General features: G+C 62.9%; 14 protein-coding genes. 7 read left to right on the top strand and 7 right to left on the bottom strand.

The annotated features are described in order from the left end of the window. Window positions 1-159: 159 nt before the first annotated feature. The 3 genes from V6590_RS02825 (at window position 160) to V6590_RS02835 (ending at window position 3,256) form a co-directional block, all read left to right on the top strand. Window positions 160-510, top strand: coding sequence for a DMT family protein (locus V6590_RS02825; protein WP_335419190.1), 351 nt, complete (start codon window positions 160-162; stop codon window positions 508-510). Between the two features lie 62 nt (window positions 511-572). Beyond that, entirely contained in the window at window positions 573-1,787 is a 1,215-nt protein-coding gene (locus V6590_RS02830; protein WP_335419193.1) for a multidrug effflux MFS transporter, read from the top strand. Window positions 1,788-1,858: 71 nt separating this feature from the next. Continuing rightward, window positions 1,859-3,256 carry a helix-turn-helix domain-containing protein gene (locus V6590_RS02835; protein WP_335419196.1) on the top strand — a complete coding sequence of 466 codons (1,398 nt, stop codon included), beginning with the start codon at window positions 1,859-1,861 and terminating at the stop codon, window positions 3,254-3,256. Window positions 3,257-3,292: 36 nt separating this feature from the next. On the opposite strand, the gene V6590_RS02840 is transcribed toward V6590_RS02835, so the two are convergent. The 4 genes from V6590_RS02840 to betI form a co-directional block, all read right to left on the bottom strand. Further along, the gene (locus V6590_RS02840; RefSeq protein WP_335419199.1) at window positions 3,293-3,529 is read right to left on the bottom strand and encodes an HP1242/YdcH family protein; all 237 of its coding nucleotides are present in this window, start codon (window positions 3,527-3,529) and stop codon (window positions 3,293-3,295) included. Between the two features lie 130 nt (window positions 3,530-3,659). After that, on the bottom strand, window positions 3,660-5,312 hold the full coding sequence (gene betA / locus V6590_RS02845) for a choline dehydrogenase (RefSeq protein WP_335419202.1): 1,653 nt from the start codon (window positions 5,310-5,312) through the stop codon (window positions 3,660-3,662). Further along, on the bottom strand, window positions 5,312-6,766 hold the full coding sequence (gene betB, locus V6590_RS02850; protein ID WP_335419205.1) for a betaine-aldehyde dehydrogenase: 1,455 nt from the start codon (window positions 6,764-6,766) through the stop codon (window positions 5,312-5,314). Before betB ends, betA begins: the two co-directional genes overlap by 1 nt. Beyond that, window positions 6,763-7,347, bottom strand: coding sequence for a choline-binding transcriptional repressor BetI (betI, locus tag V6590_RS02855; RefSeq protein WP_335419208.1), 585 nt, complete (start codon window positions 7,345-7,347; stop codon window positions 6,763-6,765). The genes betB and betI overlap by 4 nt, the downstream gene beginning before the upstream one ends. A gap of 104 nt (window positions 7,348-7,451) precedes the next feature. Between betI and V6590_RS02860 the strand changes: the two genes are divergently transcribed. The 3 genes from V6590_RS02860 to choV all read left to right on the top strand — a co-directional run bounded on the left by V6590_RS02860 (window position 7,452) and on the right by choV (window position 10,351). After that, complete coding sequence (locus tag V6590_RS02860; RefSeq protein ID WP_335419211.1) at window positions 7,452-8,387, top strand: choline ABC transporter substrate-binding protein; 936 nt, start codon at window positions 7,452-7,454, stop codon at window positions 8,385-8,387. A 75-nt stretch (window positions 8,388-8,462) separates the two neighbouring features. Further along, complete coding sequence (gene choW, locus V6590_RS02865; protein WP_335419387.1) at window positions 8,463-9,296, top strand: choline ABC transporter permease subunit; 834 nt, start codon at window positions 8,463-8,465, stop codon at window positions 9,294-9,296. Continuing rightward, on the top strand, window positions 9,293-10,351 hold the full coding sequence (gene choV / locus V6590_RS02870) for a choline ABC transporter ATP-binding protein (protein ID WP_335419215.1): 1,059 nt from the start codon (window positions 9,293-9,295) through the stop codon (window positions 10,349-10,351). The genes choW and choV overlap by 4 nt, the downstream gene beginning before the upstream one ends. A 135-nt stretch (window positions 10,352-10,486) precedes the next feature. On the opposite strand, the gene V6590_RS02875 is transcribed toward choV, so the two are convergent. The 3 genes from V6590_RS02875 to dprA form a co-directional block, all read right to left on the bottom strand. After that, complete coding sequence (locus V6590_RS02875) at window positions 10,487-11,086, bottom strand: hypothetical protein (RefSeq protein ID WP_335419219.1); 600 nt, start codon at window positions 11,084-11,086, stop codon at window positions 10,487-10,489. A 59-nt stretch (window positions 11,087-11,145) separates the two neighbouring features. Next, window positions 11,146-13,770: a type I DNA topoisomerase gene (gene topA, locus V6590_RS02880; RefSeq protein WP_335419222.1), complete on the bottom strand. Its 2,625-nt coding sequence runs from the start codon at window positions 13,768-13,770 to the stop codon at window positions 11,146-11,148. Window positions 13,771-13,941: 171 nt separating this feature from the next. Continuing rightward, a complete protein-coding gene (gene dprA / locus V6590_RS02885) occupies window positions 13,942-15,114 on the bottom strand; it encodes a DNA-processing protein DprA (protein WP_335419225.1) in 1,173 nt (390 codons plus the stop codon). A gap of 197 nt (window positions 15,115-15,311) precedes the next feature. On the opposite strand from dprA, the gene V6590_RS02890 reads away from it, so the two are divergent. Beyond that, window positions 15,312-16,298: a GlxA family transcriptional regulator gene (locus V6590_RS02890; RefSeq protein ID WP_335419228.1), complete on the top strand. Its 987-nt coding sequence runs from the start codon at window positions 15,312-15,314 to the stop codon at window positions 16,296-16,298. The last annotated feature ends 14 nt before the right edge of the window (window positions 16,299-16,312 follow it).

A 16,312-nucleotide genomic window follows, 5' to 3' on the forward strand; every position in this document is an offset into this window, starting at 1 on the left:
TCCGGCGCAATCTACGCCGCATCGCGGCAGCACCAAAGGGGAAATGAGAAAATTTGCAAATTATTGGCAGATGCCGATGTGCAAATTGCAAATTCACCAAACTTGCCCCCTTGCCAACATCGCGGCATGACAGGCACGCCACCAAGGAGACCGCAGCATATGCCCAGCCTTCCCGTCCCCGTCATCACCATAGGCCTTTTGCTGGCCTCCAACATCTTCATGACCTTTGCCTGGTATGGCCATCTGAAGTTCAAGGCCGCGCCCTTGCTGGTGGTCATCTTCGTGTCCTGGGGCATTGCGCTATTTGAATACATGCTGATGGTGCCCGCCAATCGCATCGGGCATGGCTATTTTTCGGCGGCCGAGTTGAAGACCATTCAAGAGGTCATCACACTGGCGGTCTTTGGCGTGTTTTCGGTGTTTTTCCTGAAAGAGCCGCTGACATGGAACCATCTGGTCGGGTTTTCACTGATCGCGGCGGGGGCTTTCTTCATCTTCCACAAATGGTAGCGCACAGCGGGCTGTGCATTCGCGCAATGGACAGCCCGCAACCTTGGGCGTAGCGATAGCACATGACACGCCCTGCCCCACGGTTTCTGGACCCGACCAGCCCGCCCAGCATCCTGACCCTGACCTTGCTGGCAGGGCTTTCGGCACTGGCCATGAACATCTTCCTGCCGTCGCTTCCGGGCATGGCCGCCTGGTTCGGTGTGCCCTATGCCACGATGCAGCTTTCTGTTGCACTTTACCTTTTGCTCTCCGCAGGTTTGCAAATTGTGCTTGGCCCGATTTCCGACCGGTTCGGCCGCCGCAAAGTGGTGCTGGGGGCGCTGATCCTGTTTCTGCTGGCCACGATCGGCACATTGGTCGCGCCCACGGCCGAAATCTTCCTGATCTGCCGCATGGCACAGGCGGTGATCTCGGCGGGCATGGTGCTCAGCCGCGCCATCGTGCGCGACATGGTGTCAGATGCCGAAGCGGCCTCGATGATCGGCTATGTCACCATGGGGATGAGCCTTGTGCCGATGATCGGCCCGGTGATCGGCGGCGTGCTGGATGATCTGCTGGGCTGGCAGGCCAATTTCGGCCTGCTGCTGGTCATGGGGCTGGCCGTGCTGTGGCTGTGCTGGCGCGACCTGGGGGAAACCCATCCTGGCGGTCGCATGGGATTGGCCGATCAATTGCGCAGCTACCCTACCCTACTGATATCGCAGCGTTTCTGGGGTTATTGCCTGACGGCTGCCTTCGCCTCGGGGTGTTTTTTCGCCTATCTGGGCGGCGCCCCTTTCGTGGGAACCGAGGTCTTCGGGCTGAGTTCCTCGCAAATCGGGGTGCTGTTTGCCCTGACGGCGGTGGGCTATGCGGCGGGCAATTTCATTGCCGGGCGGTTTTCTGTGCGGGTGGGCATGAACCGGATGATGCTGGCCGGAACCATCGTCACCACGGCAGGGCTTGCGGTGATGGCGCTCTTGTCGCTGGCCGGGATGATTGGCGCGCTTGGCTTTTTCGGCCTGACCATCGCCATGGGAATGGGCAATGGCATGGCGCTGCCCAATGCCAATGCCGGGATCCTGTCCGTCCGCCCCGAGCTTGCCGGAACGGCCTCGGGTCTGGGCGGGGCCTTCAATATTGGCGGCGGGGCGGCACTGGCAGCCCTGGCCGGGGCATTGCTGGTGCCCGGATCATCGGAAAAGCCGCTGGTTCTGTTGATGCTGGCCTGTTCGGTTGCCTCTGTGCTGACCACATTCTGGGTCATCGCCCGCGCCCGGCAGATCAGCCGCAGTTGAAACTGCCAAATACGCTTGACAAACTGCATTTGCAAATTTGAATATTCAATTTGCAGATTGCAGGAGGCCGCATGTCCACGCAAAAGCTCTATGCCGGGGTGAAGCTGCGCGAATTGCGGGCCAGATTGGGGCTGACGCAAAAGGCGTTTTCCGACAAGCTTGGCGTTTCGCTGCCCTATCTGAACCAGATGGAAAACAACCATCGCCCGGTTTCGGCCTCGGTCGTGTTGTCGCTGGTGCAGGAATTCGGCTTTGATGTCACCGAACTGACAGCAGGCGATGCCGAACGGATCGTGTCGGACATGCGCGAGGCGCTGGCCGATCCGGTGTTTCAAAGCACGACGCCACCTTTGGCCGACCTGCGCCTGGCTGCATCCAATGCGCCGGCCCTGGCGCGCGCTTTTCTGGACCTGCACCGCGCCTATCGTCAGACCCATGAACGGCTGGCCTCGCTGGATGAGGCACTTGGGCGCGAAGATGCGTCGCTGCGACCCAGCCCATGGGAAGAAGTGCGCGACTTCTTTCACTATTGCGACAATTATCTGGATGCGATCGACCGGGCAGCAGAACACTATGCCATGCCGTCAGGTGCCCGAAAAGACCCGCTTTTCATCGCCACAGAGACATTGGCCAAGGCCGGGATCGACTTGTCATTTTCTGACTCCGCGCAGCTTCGCCGCTTTGATCCGGCCACACGGCATCTGCAGGTGTCAGGCCGGGTTTCCGGGGCCACGCAGCGCTTCCAACTGCTCTATCAGGTCGCATTGACCACGCAGAATGACCTGCTGGAAGCCACGCTTGACCTTGCCCGCTTTGCCACGCCCGAGGCCCGCGACATCGCCAAGATCGGCCTTGCCAATTACTTTGCCGGTGCCGCCCTTCTGCCCTATCGGGCCTTTCAACAGGCCGCCCTGGATGAAAGACACGATCTGGAACGGTTGGCCGATATTTTCGGTGCCAGCATCGAACAGGTCGCGCACAGGCTTTCCACCCTGCAGCGCCCCGGTGCGAAGGGCATCCCGTTCTTCTTTGTGCGGGTCGATCAGGCGGGCACGATCACCAAGCGCCATTCTGCGACGCGGCTGCAATTCGCACGGTTTGGCGGGGCCTGCCCCTTATGGAATGTGCATCGCGCATTTGAAACCCCGGGCCGTTTCCTGCGCCAATTGGCCGAAACGCCGGATGGTGTGCGCTATTTCTGCCTGGCCCGTGATGCCAGCAAACCGGCTGGAAGCTTCAATACCCCGGTCCGGCGTTATGCCATCGGGCTGGGCTGCGAGGTGCAGCATGCCGATGCGCTGGTCTATGCCGACGGGCTGGATCTGCGCGGCAAGTTCGAACCCATCGGCATCAGTTGCCGCATCTGCGAAAGGCGCGATTGCCACCAGCGATCCGTACCCCCGCTGGAACGCCGGTTGAAGGTCGATCCCGATCGGCGCGGCCTGCTCCCTTATGAAATTGCGGAATAGGCCCGGATCAGCTCCGGGCCTCCAAGATTTACGGGATCAGGCTGTCAGTCGGGCCCAGATCTGGTCTTTCAGCGCGCCGCGCTTCTTGCGCAGTTCGGTTTCATGGTCCGGCGACACCGGTTCAACCCGGGTTTCGGCCCGATGCACGGCCCGGTTCACCTCGTGATACTCTTCCACCAGCCGGGCGAAATGGGCATCGGCCTCTTTCAGCGCAGAAATCTTGCCAGCCTCGGCGGGGAATTCAGCGATCAGCTCATGCGGCGTGTTCGACATCGGTGTCTCCTTCCTTCTTGATGGGATCACGATAGCGCGCCGGGCAGCGCCGCGGTTTGATACGGATCAAACCATTGCAGATTCATCATTTCGGGAAGCAAAAAGCCCGCCATTGGCGGGCTTTACAAAGTCATCTCTGGCTGGTTTGCCAATTCGGGTTGATCCAGGGCTCCTGATTTGACGGTGCCAGCGGCACCCGCCCCAGAATGTGATCCGCCGCCTTTTCCCCCGTCATGATCGACGGCCCGTTCAGGTTGCCATTGGTCACCCGCGGGAAGATGGAACTGTCGGCCAGACGCAGCCCTTCCACCCCGATCACCCGCGTTTCCGGGTCCACCACGGCCATGCGGTCATCGGCCCGGCCCATCCGGCAGGTGCCGCAGGGGTGATAGGCGCTTTCGACATGTTCGCGAATGAACCCGTTCAACTCATCATCGGATTGCAGGTTCACGCCCGGCTGGATTTCCGATTTGTAATAGGGCTTGAACGCATCCTGCCCGATGATTTCGCGCGTCAACCGGATGCAGCGGCGGAAATCATCCCAGTCCTGTTCATGGCTCATGTAGTTGAACAGGATCTTCGGCGGCGCCTTGGGATCGCCTGACCGCAAGGACACTGATCCACGCGACGGTGATCGCATCGGGCCGGTATGGGTCTGGAACCCATGCCCTTCTGCTGCCGCCTTGCCGTCATAGCGCACGGCAATCGGCAGGAAGTGATACTGGATATCCGGGTAATCCACGCCCGCCTTGGAGCGGATAAAGGCGCAGGCCTCGAACTGGTTGGACGCGCCAATGCCCTTGCGCGTCAGGAGCCATTGCGCCCCGACCATGGCCTTGCCCCAGAGGTTCCAGTATTTGTACAGCGTGACCGGCTGGCTGGCTGCGAATTGCAAATACAGTTCCAGATGGTCCTGCAGGTTCTGCCCCACCCCGGGCCGATCGGCCACCAGCGGTATGCCATGTTCGGCCAGATGCGCCGCAGGCCCGATGCCGGACAGCAGCAGAAGCTTCGGCGAATTGATCGACGAGGCGGCAAGGATGACCTCGCGCGTGGCGGGGATCACCACCACCTGGCCGCGCTGTTCGATCTCGACCCCGGTGGCGCGGCCGTTTTCGATCACGATGCGGCGGGCAAAGCCCTTTTCTACCTTGACCCGGCCGGTCTTGATCGCCGGTTTCAGATAGGCATTGGCAGCGGACCAGCGGGTCCCTTGCCAGATCGTCGCCTCCATCGCGCCGAAGCCTTCCTGCTGCTGGCCGTTGTAGTCAGCCGTTACAGGATAGCCGGCCTGACGGCCCGCCTCGACAAAGGCATTGAACAGCGGATTGCTGCGCGGGCCGCGGGTGATGTGCAGCGGGCCATCAGAGCCGCGGAACGATTTGTCCCCCGTCTCGCCATGCCAGTTTTCCATGCGCCGGAAATAGGGCAGCACATCGGCGTAAGCCCAACCTTGCGCGCCCTGTTCGGACCAATGGTCGAAATCCCTGGCATGGCCCCGGACATAGACCATGCCATTGATCGAAGATGACCCGCCGATCACCTTGCCGCGCGGAGTGGCCAGCACGCGGCCCCCCAGATGCGGCTCCGGTTCGGTCTGGAACCCCCAGTCATACATCGGCATGTTCATCGGATAGGACAAGGCACCCGGCATCTGGATGAAGGGGCCAGCATCCGTGCCGCCGAATTCGATCACGGTGACGCTGCGCCCGGCCTCGGCCAGACGATAGGCCATGGCGCAACCGGCAGAGCCTGCGCCGACAATGACGTATTCGGTGGCCATCAGTAGGGTGCCTCCACCGGGCCCATGCCGACATAGACCGATTTCACCTGGGTATAATGTTCGACAGCGGCCTTGGAGTTTTCGCGGCCCACGCCAGAGGCTTTCACCCCGCCAAACGGGCCTTCCACGGGCGTCAGGTTATAGGCGTTGATCCAGCAGGTTCCGGCCTGAAGCTGCGCCACAACCCGGTGGCCGCGCGCCAGATCGGCGGTGAAAACACCTGCCGCCAGCCCGAATTCGGTGGCATTGGCGCGGGCAATCACGTCGGCCTCGTCTTCGAAATCAAGCACGGCCATAACCGGGCCAAAGACCTCTTCGCAGGCCAGTGTCATATCATCGGTGATATTTGCAAAAACGGTGGGTTGCACATAAAACCCGCCCGCAATATCGGCCCGGGCGCCCCCGACGACCAGTTTGCCGCCTTCGGTGCGGGCCTTTGCAATATAGTCCAGCACCTTTTGCAACTGCACCTCTGACACCATCGGCCCCAATTGGGTATCGGGGTCCAACGGATCGCCCAGCCGGATTGCCGCCGTGCGTTCGGCCAGACGCGACAGAAAGCGATCCTTGATCGCCTTATGGACAAAGACCCGGGTGCCATTCGAACAGATCTGACCGGTGGAATAGAAATTCCCCAGCATGGCCGCACCGATGGCGCTTTCGATATCGGCATCTTCGAACACGATCAGCGGTGATTTGCCGCCCAGTTCCATGGTCACATGGCGGATGCCTTCCGCCGCCGCCGCATAGACCTTGCGCCCCGTCGGCACCGACCCTGTCAGCGACACCTTGGCCACGCGGGCATCCGTCACCAGTGCGGCCCCGACAGCGCCGTGCCCTTGCACCACGTTGAACAGACCGGCAGGCAGGCCCGCCTCGGTGAAGATTTCCGCCAGTTTCAACGCGCCCAGCGGCGTTACCTCGGACGGTTTGAAGATCATCGCATTGCCAAGCGCCAGCGCGGGTGCCGATTTCCAGCAGGCGATCTGGCTGGGGTAGTTCCAGGCGCCGATCCCCACGCAAACCCCCAGCGGCTCGCGAATCGTATAAACGAAATCGCCGCCCAGCGGCATGGTTTCGCCCGTGACCGTGGGGGCAAGCCCCGCGAAATATTCCAGCGCATCCGCCCCCGAAGGCCAATCGGCAACGGTGGTTTCCTGAATGGGCTTGCCGGTATCCAGCGTTTCCAGTTCCGACAATTCGGCATTCCGGGCGCGGATCAGATCGACAGCGCGGCGCAGGATGCGTGCCCGTTCCACCGGACGGGTGGCTGCCCAGGCCTTCTGCGCGGCCTCGGCCCCTGCCAGGGCCGCCTCGATCACCGCAGGCGTGGCTTCGTGCAGACGCGCGATGACTTCGCCGGTGGCGGGATAGATCACCTCGATCACCGTGCCGGCCGTATCTTCCAGATAGGCCCCGTTCACGAAATGGCTGGCTTTGGGTTGCGCCTTCATGCCGTTTTCTCCTTCAGTTCCGCCGCCACGAAATCCAGCACCGTGGCCACTGCCGAGGCCGAGTCAGGCGCCTCTCCCTTCAAAGCTTCCCGCAGATAGACACCGTCGATCAGCGCACCGATTCCACTCGCCACACGCCCTGCGTGCGCACCCACCAGCGGGCGCAAGCAATGCACGAGATTCGATTGCAGCCGCCGCTGATACAACCGCAGCAAGCGCCGCGCTTCGGGCACGGTCTGCGCCAGAACATAGAAGTTCAGCCAGGCGCTGACGGTTTCCTTGCGGAAGTTCCCGGCGCTGAAACTCGCCCGGATGATCGCCTGCAGGCGCGGCTTGGGTCCATCGACCGCCGCCAGCGCACCGCGCACTTCCGCGCCATAAATCGCAAGGATATGACGCATGGCCGCAAGGAAAATATCTTCCTTTGACCCGAAATAGTGATGGGCAAGCGCAGCCGACATCCCTGCCCGCTTGGCAATCTGGCTGACCGTCACATCCAGCGATCCGGCACGGCCGATCTCCACGATGGTCGCTTTGACCAGCGCCGCCTTTCGGATAGGCTCCATTCCAAGCTTGGGCATGGCAGGTTCCTGAAAAAAACTCTTGCCAAACCGAGCTAGCGCGAAGTTTATTGACTCGTCAATCAACAAAAAGCGCAAAAGCCGCGAACCTCAGGGAGTAACCCATGACCAAAGTGAAATCGGCCCTTCTGGCCACCACCGTCGCCTTCGCCTTTGCGGGCACCGCCTATGCCGAAGGCTGCGACAAGGTGACCTTCTCGGATGTGGGCTGGACCGACATCACCGCCACCACCGCCGCCACCAGCGTGGTTCTGGAAGCCCTTGGCTATGAAACCGAAACCAAGCTTCTGTCGGTGCCGGTGACCTATACCGCCCTGGCCGAAGGCGATGTGGACGTATTCCTTGGCAACTGGATGCCCACGATGGAGGCCGATATCGCGCCCTATCGCGATGCGGGCACGGTTGAAACCGTCCGCACCAATCTGGAAGGCGCGAAATACACGCTGGCCACCAACGAAGCCGGCGCCGCCCTTGGCATTGCCGATTTCAAGGATATCGCCACCCACAAGGATGCGCTGGAAGGCAAGATCTACGGGATCGAACCCGGCAATGACGGCAACCGTCTGATCCTCGACATGATCGAAAAGGACGCCTTCGGCCTGAAGGGGTTCGAGGTGGTCGAATCCTCGGAACAGGGCATGCTGGCAGAAGTCGCCCGCACCACGGGCGAGGCCAAGCCGATCATCTTCCTCGGCTGGGAACCCCATCCGATGAATGCCAATTTCAAGATGACCTATCTAACCGGCGGCGATGATTTCTTCGGTCCGAACCTGGGTGGCGCCATCGTGGCCACCAATGTCCGCAAGGGCTATGTCACCGAATGCCCGAATACCGGCAAGCTGTTGTCGAACCTGTCCTTCTCGCTGGCCATGGAAAACGAGATCATGGGTGCGATCCTGAATGACGGCACCGATGCGAAAGAGGCGGCGACCGCCTGGCTGAAGGCCAATGCCGATGCGCTTGGCCCCTGGCTCGATGGCGTGACCACCAAGGATGGCGGCGATGGCATGGCCGCCGTCAAGGCTGCCCTGGGTCTCTGATCCGGCCTTGTCCGTCCCTCCCCCGCCCGCGCGGGGGAGGGTTTTTTGTTCCCGCAGGAAGGAAGCGCCGGGATGCTGGATTGGCTGACCGAAAACAAGTTGCCGCTGGGCAAGTTTTCCAAGCACGCCTTCGACTGGATGAAAGTCGAACTGAAACCGCTGTTCGATGCCTTGGGCAGCGTGATGGAGGCCCTGATCGACGGCATCCTCTGGCTGCTGATCGCCCCACATCCGCTGGTGATCGTGGCGGTGTTCCTGGCCCTGACCTGGTATCTGCAGCGCAGCTGGAAAATCACGCTGTTCGTGGCACTGGCGTTCGCCTTCATCCTGAATCAGGGCTACTGGAAGCCCACGATGGAAAGCCTGACACTGGTCCTGTCTTCCTGTGTGGTCTGCCTTGGTCTGGGTGTGCCGATCGGCATCTGGGCGGCCCACCGCCCCCGCGCCTATGCGGCCATGACCCCGGTGCTGGATCTGATGCAGACCCTGCCAACCTTTGTCTATCTGATCCCGGCCATCGTCTTTTTCGGTATCGGCATGGTGCCGGGGCTGATTGCCACGGTGATCTTCGTGCTGCCCGCCCCGATCCGCATGACGCATCTGGGCGTGTCCTCCACCCCCACGGCCCTGCTGGAGGCCGCGACCGCCTTTGGCGCCACCAAGCGTCAGGTTCTGTTCAAGGTGGAACTGCCCTATGCCTTTCCGCAGATCATGGTCGGGCTGAACCAGACCATCATGCTGTCGCTGTCGATGGTGGTGATCGCGGCGCTGGTGGGTGCGAACGGGCTGGGCGTGCCGGTCGTGCGGGCGCTGAACTCGGTCAATACCGCGCTTGGATTTGAAAGCGGCCTCGTCATCGTTGTCGTGGCCATCATGCTGGACCGCATGCTGAGGGTGACCCGCAAATGACCCGCACTGTCGCGCCGTCGAAAACTGCAGATATTGCGGTGAAATTCGACAATGTTTCCATTGTCTTCGGTGATCATCCCGATCGCGCCCTGCCCCTGATGGATCAGGGGCAGCACCGGGCCGAGATTCAGCAAGCCACCGGCCAGGTGCTGGGCGTGCACAACTGTTCGCTCACCGTGGCCGAAGGCGAAATTCTGGTGCTGATGGGCCTATCGGGCTCTGGAAAATCCACGCTGCTGCGGGCGGTCAATGCGCTGAACCCGGTCTGTCGCGGGGCCGTGCATGTCAGCGATGGCAATGGTCTGGTCGATGTCACCCATGCCGATGCAGAAACCCTGCGCCGCATCCGGCTCAGCCGGGTTGCCATGGTGTTCCAGCAGTTCGGGCTGCTGCCCTGGCGCACGGTGCGCGAAAATGTCGGGCTGGGGCTGGAACTGGGTGGCATGTCCAAGGCCGAACGCAAGGCGCGGGTGGATCAGCAACTGGAGCTTGTGAACCTGACGCAATGGGCCGAACGCAAGGTGGGCGATCTGTCAGGCGGCATGCAGCAACGTGTGGGTCTGGCGCGCGCTTTCGCCACCGAAGCGCCGATTCTTCTGATGGATGAACCGTTCTCTGCGCTTGATCCGCTGATCCGGGCCAAGCTGCAGGATGAACTGCTGGATCTGCAGGCCAAGCTGCAACGCACCATCGTCTTTGTCAGCCATGATCTGGACGAGGCCTTCAAGATCGGCAATCGCATCGCCCTGATGAATGGCGGGCGGATCGTGCAATGCGGCACTGCGCGCGAGATCATCGCCAATCCGGTCGATGATTATGTGCAGGATTTCGTGGCGCATATGAACCCGCTCAGCGTTCTGACCGCCCGAGATGTGATGCGCGCAGGCCCCGGCACCTCCGCCCCCGTCGTGGAGGCTGAAACCCCGGTCAAAACGGTGATGGAACTTATTCGCGACGGTGCCGAAGCGCTGGATGTGACCGAGGCCGACGCCGTGATCGGTTCGATCTGCGCCGCCGATGTGATGGCACGGCTGATCAATCCGCGCGGCGCATGACTGGCCCCCGCTTGCCGGTTTGATCACAAACCGGTCTGCACCTTTATCTTGGCCAGAATATCCTCGGGGGAAGGCTGCATCTGCAGCCCGGGGGGCAAACAGCCCCCCGTCCCCGGAGCCCGTCGCGAAACCCGGTCAATCCAGCAGGCGTTCAAACTCCACCGCGCCCTGATCGCCCATGAAATCGCGCAGCACCAGCGTCCTGTCATCCAGATATTCGATCTGCCAGCAGGCGATTGCCTCAGGATCGCCCCCGTAGGGGTAGAGGCTGATCGCCGTTCCGCCGGGTTCCACGCCGCTGGCGCAGGCCGGGCCCAGAACCATCATCGCGCGCGACAGTTCCTCTTCCATCGACATTTCCGACCAATCCACCCCAAGAATTTCGATGTGGAAAGGCGTGGCTTCGCCCAAGGGGCGCCAGCGCCCCTGAATCTCGCGCAGGTTGCCTTCATCGGGTGTGTCGATCAGCACAACATCCCGCAGGGCCAGCGTTGCGCTGGAATCGCCGATATCGGACAGATCGCCGGACACTTCGACCGCGCTCAGCGGCTCCAGCTCCCGCAAACTGGCTTCTGCGGCCGAGCCGTCCGCCGGCACCCAAAGATTGGTACCTGCCGCATTCACAAAGCAGCCTTCCTCGCCACAGACCAAGAGCCAGCCGCGACCGGTAAAGTCTTCGGCCTGTACAGGCAGGGCCAGCAGCCCCGCCACCCCGATCATTGCCAACCGCTTCATCCCTGCCCCCGCTCGGCCCACGGCGTCAGGATGCCCGGGCCGGGCCAAAGGTCAAGCGATCATTCGATCAGGTCGGCCTTGGCCGCAGCCTTGGGTTTCGGGGCGGCCTTTGCCTTGGCGGCGGCTTTCGGCTTTGGCGCAGCCTTGGCTTTGGGTGCCGCTTTTGCCTTGGCTTCCGCCTTGGGCTTTGCCGCGGCCCTGGTCTTTTTCGCCGGGGTCTTGCTGGCCTTTTCCGCAATCAACGCAAGGGCTTCGTCCAGCGAAATCGTCTCGGGCGTCAGTTCCTTGGGGATGGTGGCGTTCACCTTTTCCCATTTCACATAGGCCCCATAGCGGCCCGGCATCACGCTGATCACGCCGCCATCAGGGTGATTGCCCAATTCGCGCAGCGGCTGGGCCGCCGCGCCGCGCCCGGCGCCACGGCTGGCCTTTTGCGCCAACACTTCCACCGCGCGATTCATGCCGATGGTGAACACCTCATCCACCTCGGGCAGATTGGCATAGGTGCTGTTATGCTTCACATAGGGGCCAAACCGGCCAATTCCGGCCTCGACCATGGCGCCGTCTTCGGGATGCGGGCCGATCCCGCGCGGCAGGTTCAGCAGCATCAGGGCGCGGTCCAGATCGATGCTTTCGGGCGACCAGCCTTTCGGCAGGCTGGCGCGCGGCGGTTTGGGCTGGGCCTCGGTCGCGTCGCCCTTCTGGACATAGGGGCCAAAACGCCCGGCGCGCAGGCTGATCTGCTGGCCATCGGCTTCACCCAGGATCTTGCCATCCGGGCTGATCGCGCCGCTGTCATCGCCCACCGAAATCGGCCGGGTATAGCGGCATTCGGGGTAATTGCCGCAGCCGATGAAAGCCCCGCCCGAGCGCGCGGTTTTCAGATGCAGGCGACCGGTGCCGCAGGTCGGGCAGCTGCGCGGATCACCGCCATCGGCACGGGGCGGATAAAGATGCGGGCTGAGGAAATCGTCCAGCTTTTCCAGAACTTCGCCAATCCGCAAATCGGCGGTTTCGGCCACCGCCGCCGAAAAGTCGCGCCAGAACCGAGCCAGCACTTCCTTGTAATCACGCTCGCCCGCCGAAACATCGTCCAACTGGCCTTCCAGATCAGCGGTGAAATCATATTCCACATATTTGTGGAAGAAATTCGCCAGAAAGGCCGTGACCAGCCGCCCCTTGTCTTCCGGGATCAGGCGATTCTTGTCCTTGCGGACATATTCGCGGTCCTGAATGGTGGAGACGATGGACGTATAGGTCGAAGGGCGACCGATCCCCAGCTCTTCCATCCGCTTGATCAGCGTAGCTTCGGTATAGCGCGGCGGCGGCTGGGTGAAATGCTGTTCGGGGGCGATGCGGCGCTTGTCCACGGCCTCGCCCTGCATGATCTGCGGCAGGCGGCCTTCATCCTCGGCATCGTCATCGCGGCCTTCGTCATAGACCTTGAGGAAGCCGTCAAACATCACCACCTGCCCGGTGGCACGCAGGCCGACCTGGCCATCGGCGCTGGCAATATCGACCGTGGTGCGTTCCATCCGTGCCGCCGCCATCTGGCTGGCAATGGTGCGTTTCCAGATCAGATCGTACAAGCGGCGTTGATCGGCATCGACCAGACGCAGCTTTTCGGGTGCGGCGCGCATGTCGGTGGGGCGGATACATTCATGCGCTTCCTGCGCATTCTTGGCCTTGTTCTTGTACATGCGCGGGCTGTCGGGCACATAGGCCACCCCGAAACGATCCTTGATCGCATCGCGCGCGGCCATCACGGCTTCGGGTGCCATGTCGATGCCATCGGTTCGCATATAGGTGATGTGCCCGGCCTCATAGAGCCGCTGCGCCGCCGCCATGGTGGCCTTGGACCCCATGCCGAATTTGCGGCTGGCCTCTTGCTGCAGGGTCGAGGTCATGAAGGGCGGAAAGGGGTTGCGGGTGGCGGGCTTGGCCTCGACCGACGCGATCTTGAGCGGCCGCGAGGTCACTGCCTGAACCGCGATTTCTGCCGCTTCGGCGGTGGGGATATCGAACTTGTCCAGCTTGCGCCCGCCAAGAACCGTCAGACGCGCTTCGAATTCCTGCCCGCGCGGGGTGGCCAGCGTGGCCCCCACTGTCCAGTATTCGCGGGCGCGGAAGGCCTCGATCTCCATTTCGCGTTCCACGACCAGGCGCAGCACCACCGATTGCACCCGGCCCGCCGATTTGGCCCCGGGCAATTTGCGCCACAGCACCGGCGACAGGGTAAAGCCCACCAGATAATCCAGCGCACGGCGGGCCAGATAGGCCTCGACCAGCGGGCCATCCACCTGGCGCGGGTTCTTCATCGCCTCGGTCACTGCCGATTTGGTGATGGCGTTGAAGGTCACGCGGCTGACCTTCTTGCCCTTCTTCAGGCTGGAGGCGAGCGCCTCTTGCAGGTGCCAGCTGATCGCCTCGCCCTCGCGATCGGGGTCGGTGGCCAGGATCAGTTCGTCATCGGTTTTCAGGGCTTCGGCGATGGCGCGGACATGCTTCTTGCTGTCGGCGGCCACCTCCCATTTCATGTCGAACCCGTTTTCGGGATCGACCGATCCATCCTTCGGCGGCAGATCGCGGACATGGCCGTATGAGGCCAGCACCGTATAGTCGGAGCCGAGATATTTGTTGATGGTCTTGGCCTTGGCCGGAGACTCGACGACGACGACTGCCATGAAATCCTCTTTATCACGCCCGGAAACGGGGGCCGGACATCCTTGGGGAACAACCCTGCCGGGACCGGGGCGCGGAACCATGTGTTTCTGGGGCCGTGCTTGTCAAGCCACAGGCGTGCCGTCAAGCCCGGATCGGTGGCGGGTCCGGGGCTTTCCGCCGGTCATGCAGCATCAGGGGCGGCTGATCATGCCGCCCGGCTGGCGACAAAGCTGGCCTTCCAGTTCCAGCATGAGCAGATGCGGCGTCACTTCGGCGGCTGACACTTGCAGATCGCGGATCAACTGATCTTCCGGCACGGGGCTGGGCGACAGCCGGTCAAGGATGAGACGGTGCAGTGCGGCAATATCGCGCAGCGGACGGGCACGCGGCGCTGCAGGCGGAACAGCGGTTGCCCCGCCGCGAAGCGCCATTTCGTGAAAACCCAGATGGCCCTGCGCCGCCGGGCTGGCCACCGCGCCCAGAGCCTCCACCACATCGGCGGCAGAGCGTACCAGCGTGGCGCCATCGCGGATCAGCTGGTTACAGCCTGCAGCCCGGGCGTCAAACGGATGGCCCGGCACGGCAAAGACCTCGCGTCCAAGATCAGCCGCATCCTTCGCGGTGATGAGCGAGCCGGAGCGCGCCGCAGCCTCGACCACCACCACCGCACGGCTAAGCCCGGCGATGATCCGGTTGCGCAGCGGAAAGTGCCGGGCCTGCGGTTCAAGCCCCGGCGGTTGTTCCGACAGCACACAGCCAAGCCGGGCCATATCGGCCATCAGCCCGGCATTTTCCGGCGGATAGGCGATATCGACCCCGCCCGCCACCACGCCCAGGGTGCCATGATCCAGCGCCGCACGATGGGCTTCGGCATCAATGCCACGCGCCAGACCGGACACGATGACGAAGCCCGCCTCGGCCAGCGTTTCGGCCAGACGCCGGGCCATGCGCAGACCAAGGCTTGAGGCATTGCGCGCGCCCACCAGCGCCACCATGGGCCGCGCCAACAGGCCCGCATCGCCCCGCAACCAGATGACAGGCGGCGCATCGGCAAGCGTCGCCAGAGCCGCCGGATAGGCCGGATCGCCATGGCACAGCATCTGCGCCCCCGCCGCGCGCGCCGCGCGCATTTCGGCCAGCGCGACGGCAGGCGGGCAGACGGCATAGTTTTCCACCCCGGCCCCTGCGGCAATGCCGGGCAATGCTGCCAAAGCTGCCGCCGCCGATCCGTGTTCCGCCATCAGGCGATGAAAGGTCACCGCACCGACACGGCGCGACCGGATCAACTGCAGGATTGCCAACCGTTCTTCGGATGACCGCGCAGATGCGGGCAGGCCGGATGCAGAATGTTGGGCCGAGGCCATGCGATTCCCCCTGATTGACCGGCAAAGTCTGCGTGAAAATCAGTTAATGTGCCGTAAACCGCGGCGCAGGCCGGGCACCCTGCCAGCCCGCTTGCGGCGCTGCGGTCTTCGCGTTACGCACAGGCATGCCCAACAGCCCTGCCCCCTCTTCCGGCCCTTCCCCTTCCGCCAGTACTGCGGATGACTCTCGCCGTTTCGTGGCGCGCGGGGTGGCGCATGTCACCCTGCCCCGGGTGACGGAACCGGTGGCCGTTACCTTCGTTCTGGCGCAAAAATTCACCATGCTGGCCTTCACCGCCGCGATCGAACCGTTGCGGGTGGCCAATCAGCTGACCGGGCAGATCCTGTTTCGCTGGCGCACGCTGTCGGAAGACGGCAAGCCGGTGCCCTGTTCCAATGGCGTGCCGGTCATGCCCGACGGGCCGCTGACCGATACCACCGCCCCGGGCTATGTTCTGGTCTGCGGCGGGGTGGAGCCGGAGAACACCATGGGCGCCAGCCTTGGCGATTGGGTGCGCAATCAATGGCGCCGCGGCCGGACAGTCGGCGGGCTGTGCACCGGGGCCTATGCGCTGGCCCGCGCCGGCATCCTGAAGGGGCGCCGCTTCACCCTGCATTGGGAAAACATCTCGGGCTTTTCCGAAAGCTGGCCCGATCTGGCCCCGGCCCGGCAGGTTTTCTGTCTGGATGACCGCATCGTCACCTGTGCCGGCGGGGTTGCCGCTGCCGACCTGATGCTGAAACTGATCCATGATCGCTTTGGCGCGCAGCTGAGCCAGGAGGTCATGAACATGTGCCTGCTGATCCAGCGCCGCACCGAAGAGGATGAGCAGACCACCTCGCTTGCCGCCCGTCTGGGCACGCGCAATGAAAAGCTGCTGAAAGCGGTCGCCTTTCTGGAGGCCCGGATCGAGGAGGAATTCGATCTCGACGCCTGCGCCGCCCATTTGGGGGTCTCGCGGCGCCAGATCGAACGGCTGTTCAACCGCTATCTGGGTGTGACCCCGGTACGCTACATGAATGATCTGCGCCTGCAGCATGGCCGCGCTCTGCTGGCCGAAACCGATCTGAGCGTGACCGAAGTGGCGGTGGCCTGCGGCTATGCCTCATCGAGCCATTTCTCAAAGAGCTTCCGCAAGAAATACGGTGTCTCGCCCTACCGCTTCTCGAATTTCGGCGCTTGATCCAGGCATGTGGC

The sequence above is a fragment of the Gemmobacter denitrificans genome, assembly GCF_036964905.1.
Classification (GTDB): domain Bacteria; phylum Pseudomonadota; class Alphaproteobacteria; order Rhodobacterales; family Rhodobacteraceae; genus Gemmobacter; species Gemmobacter denitrificans.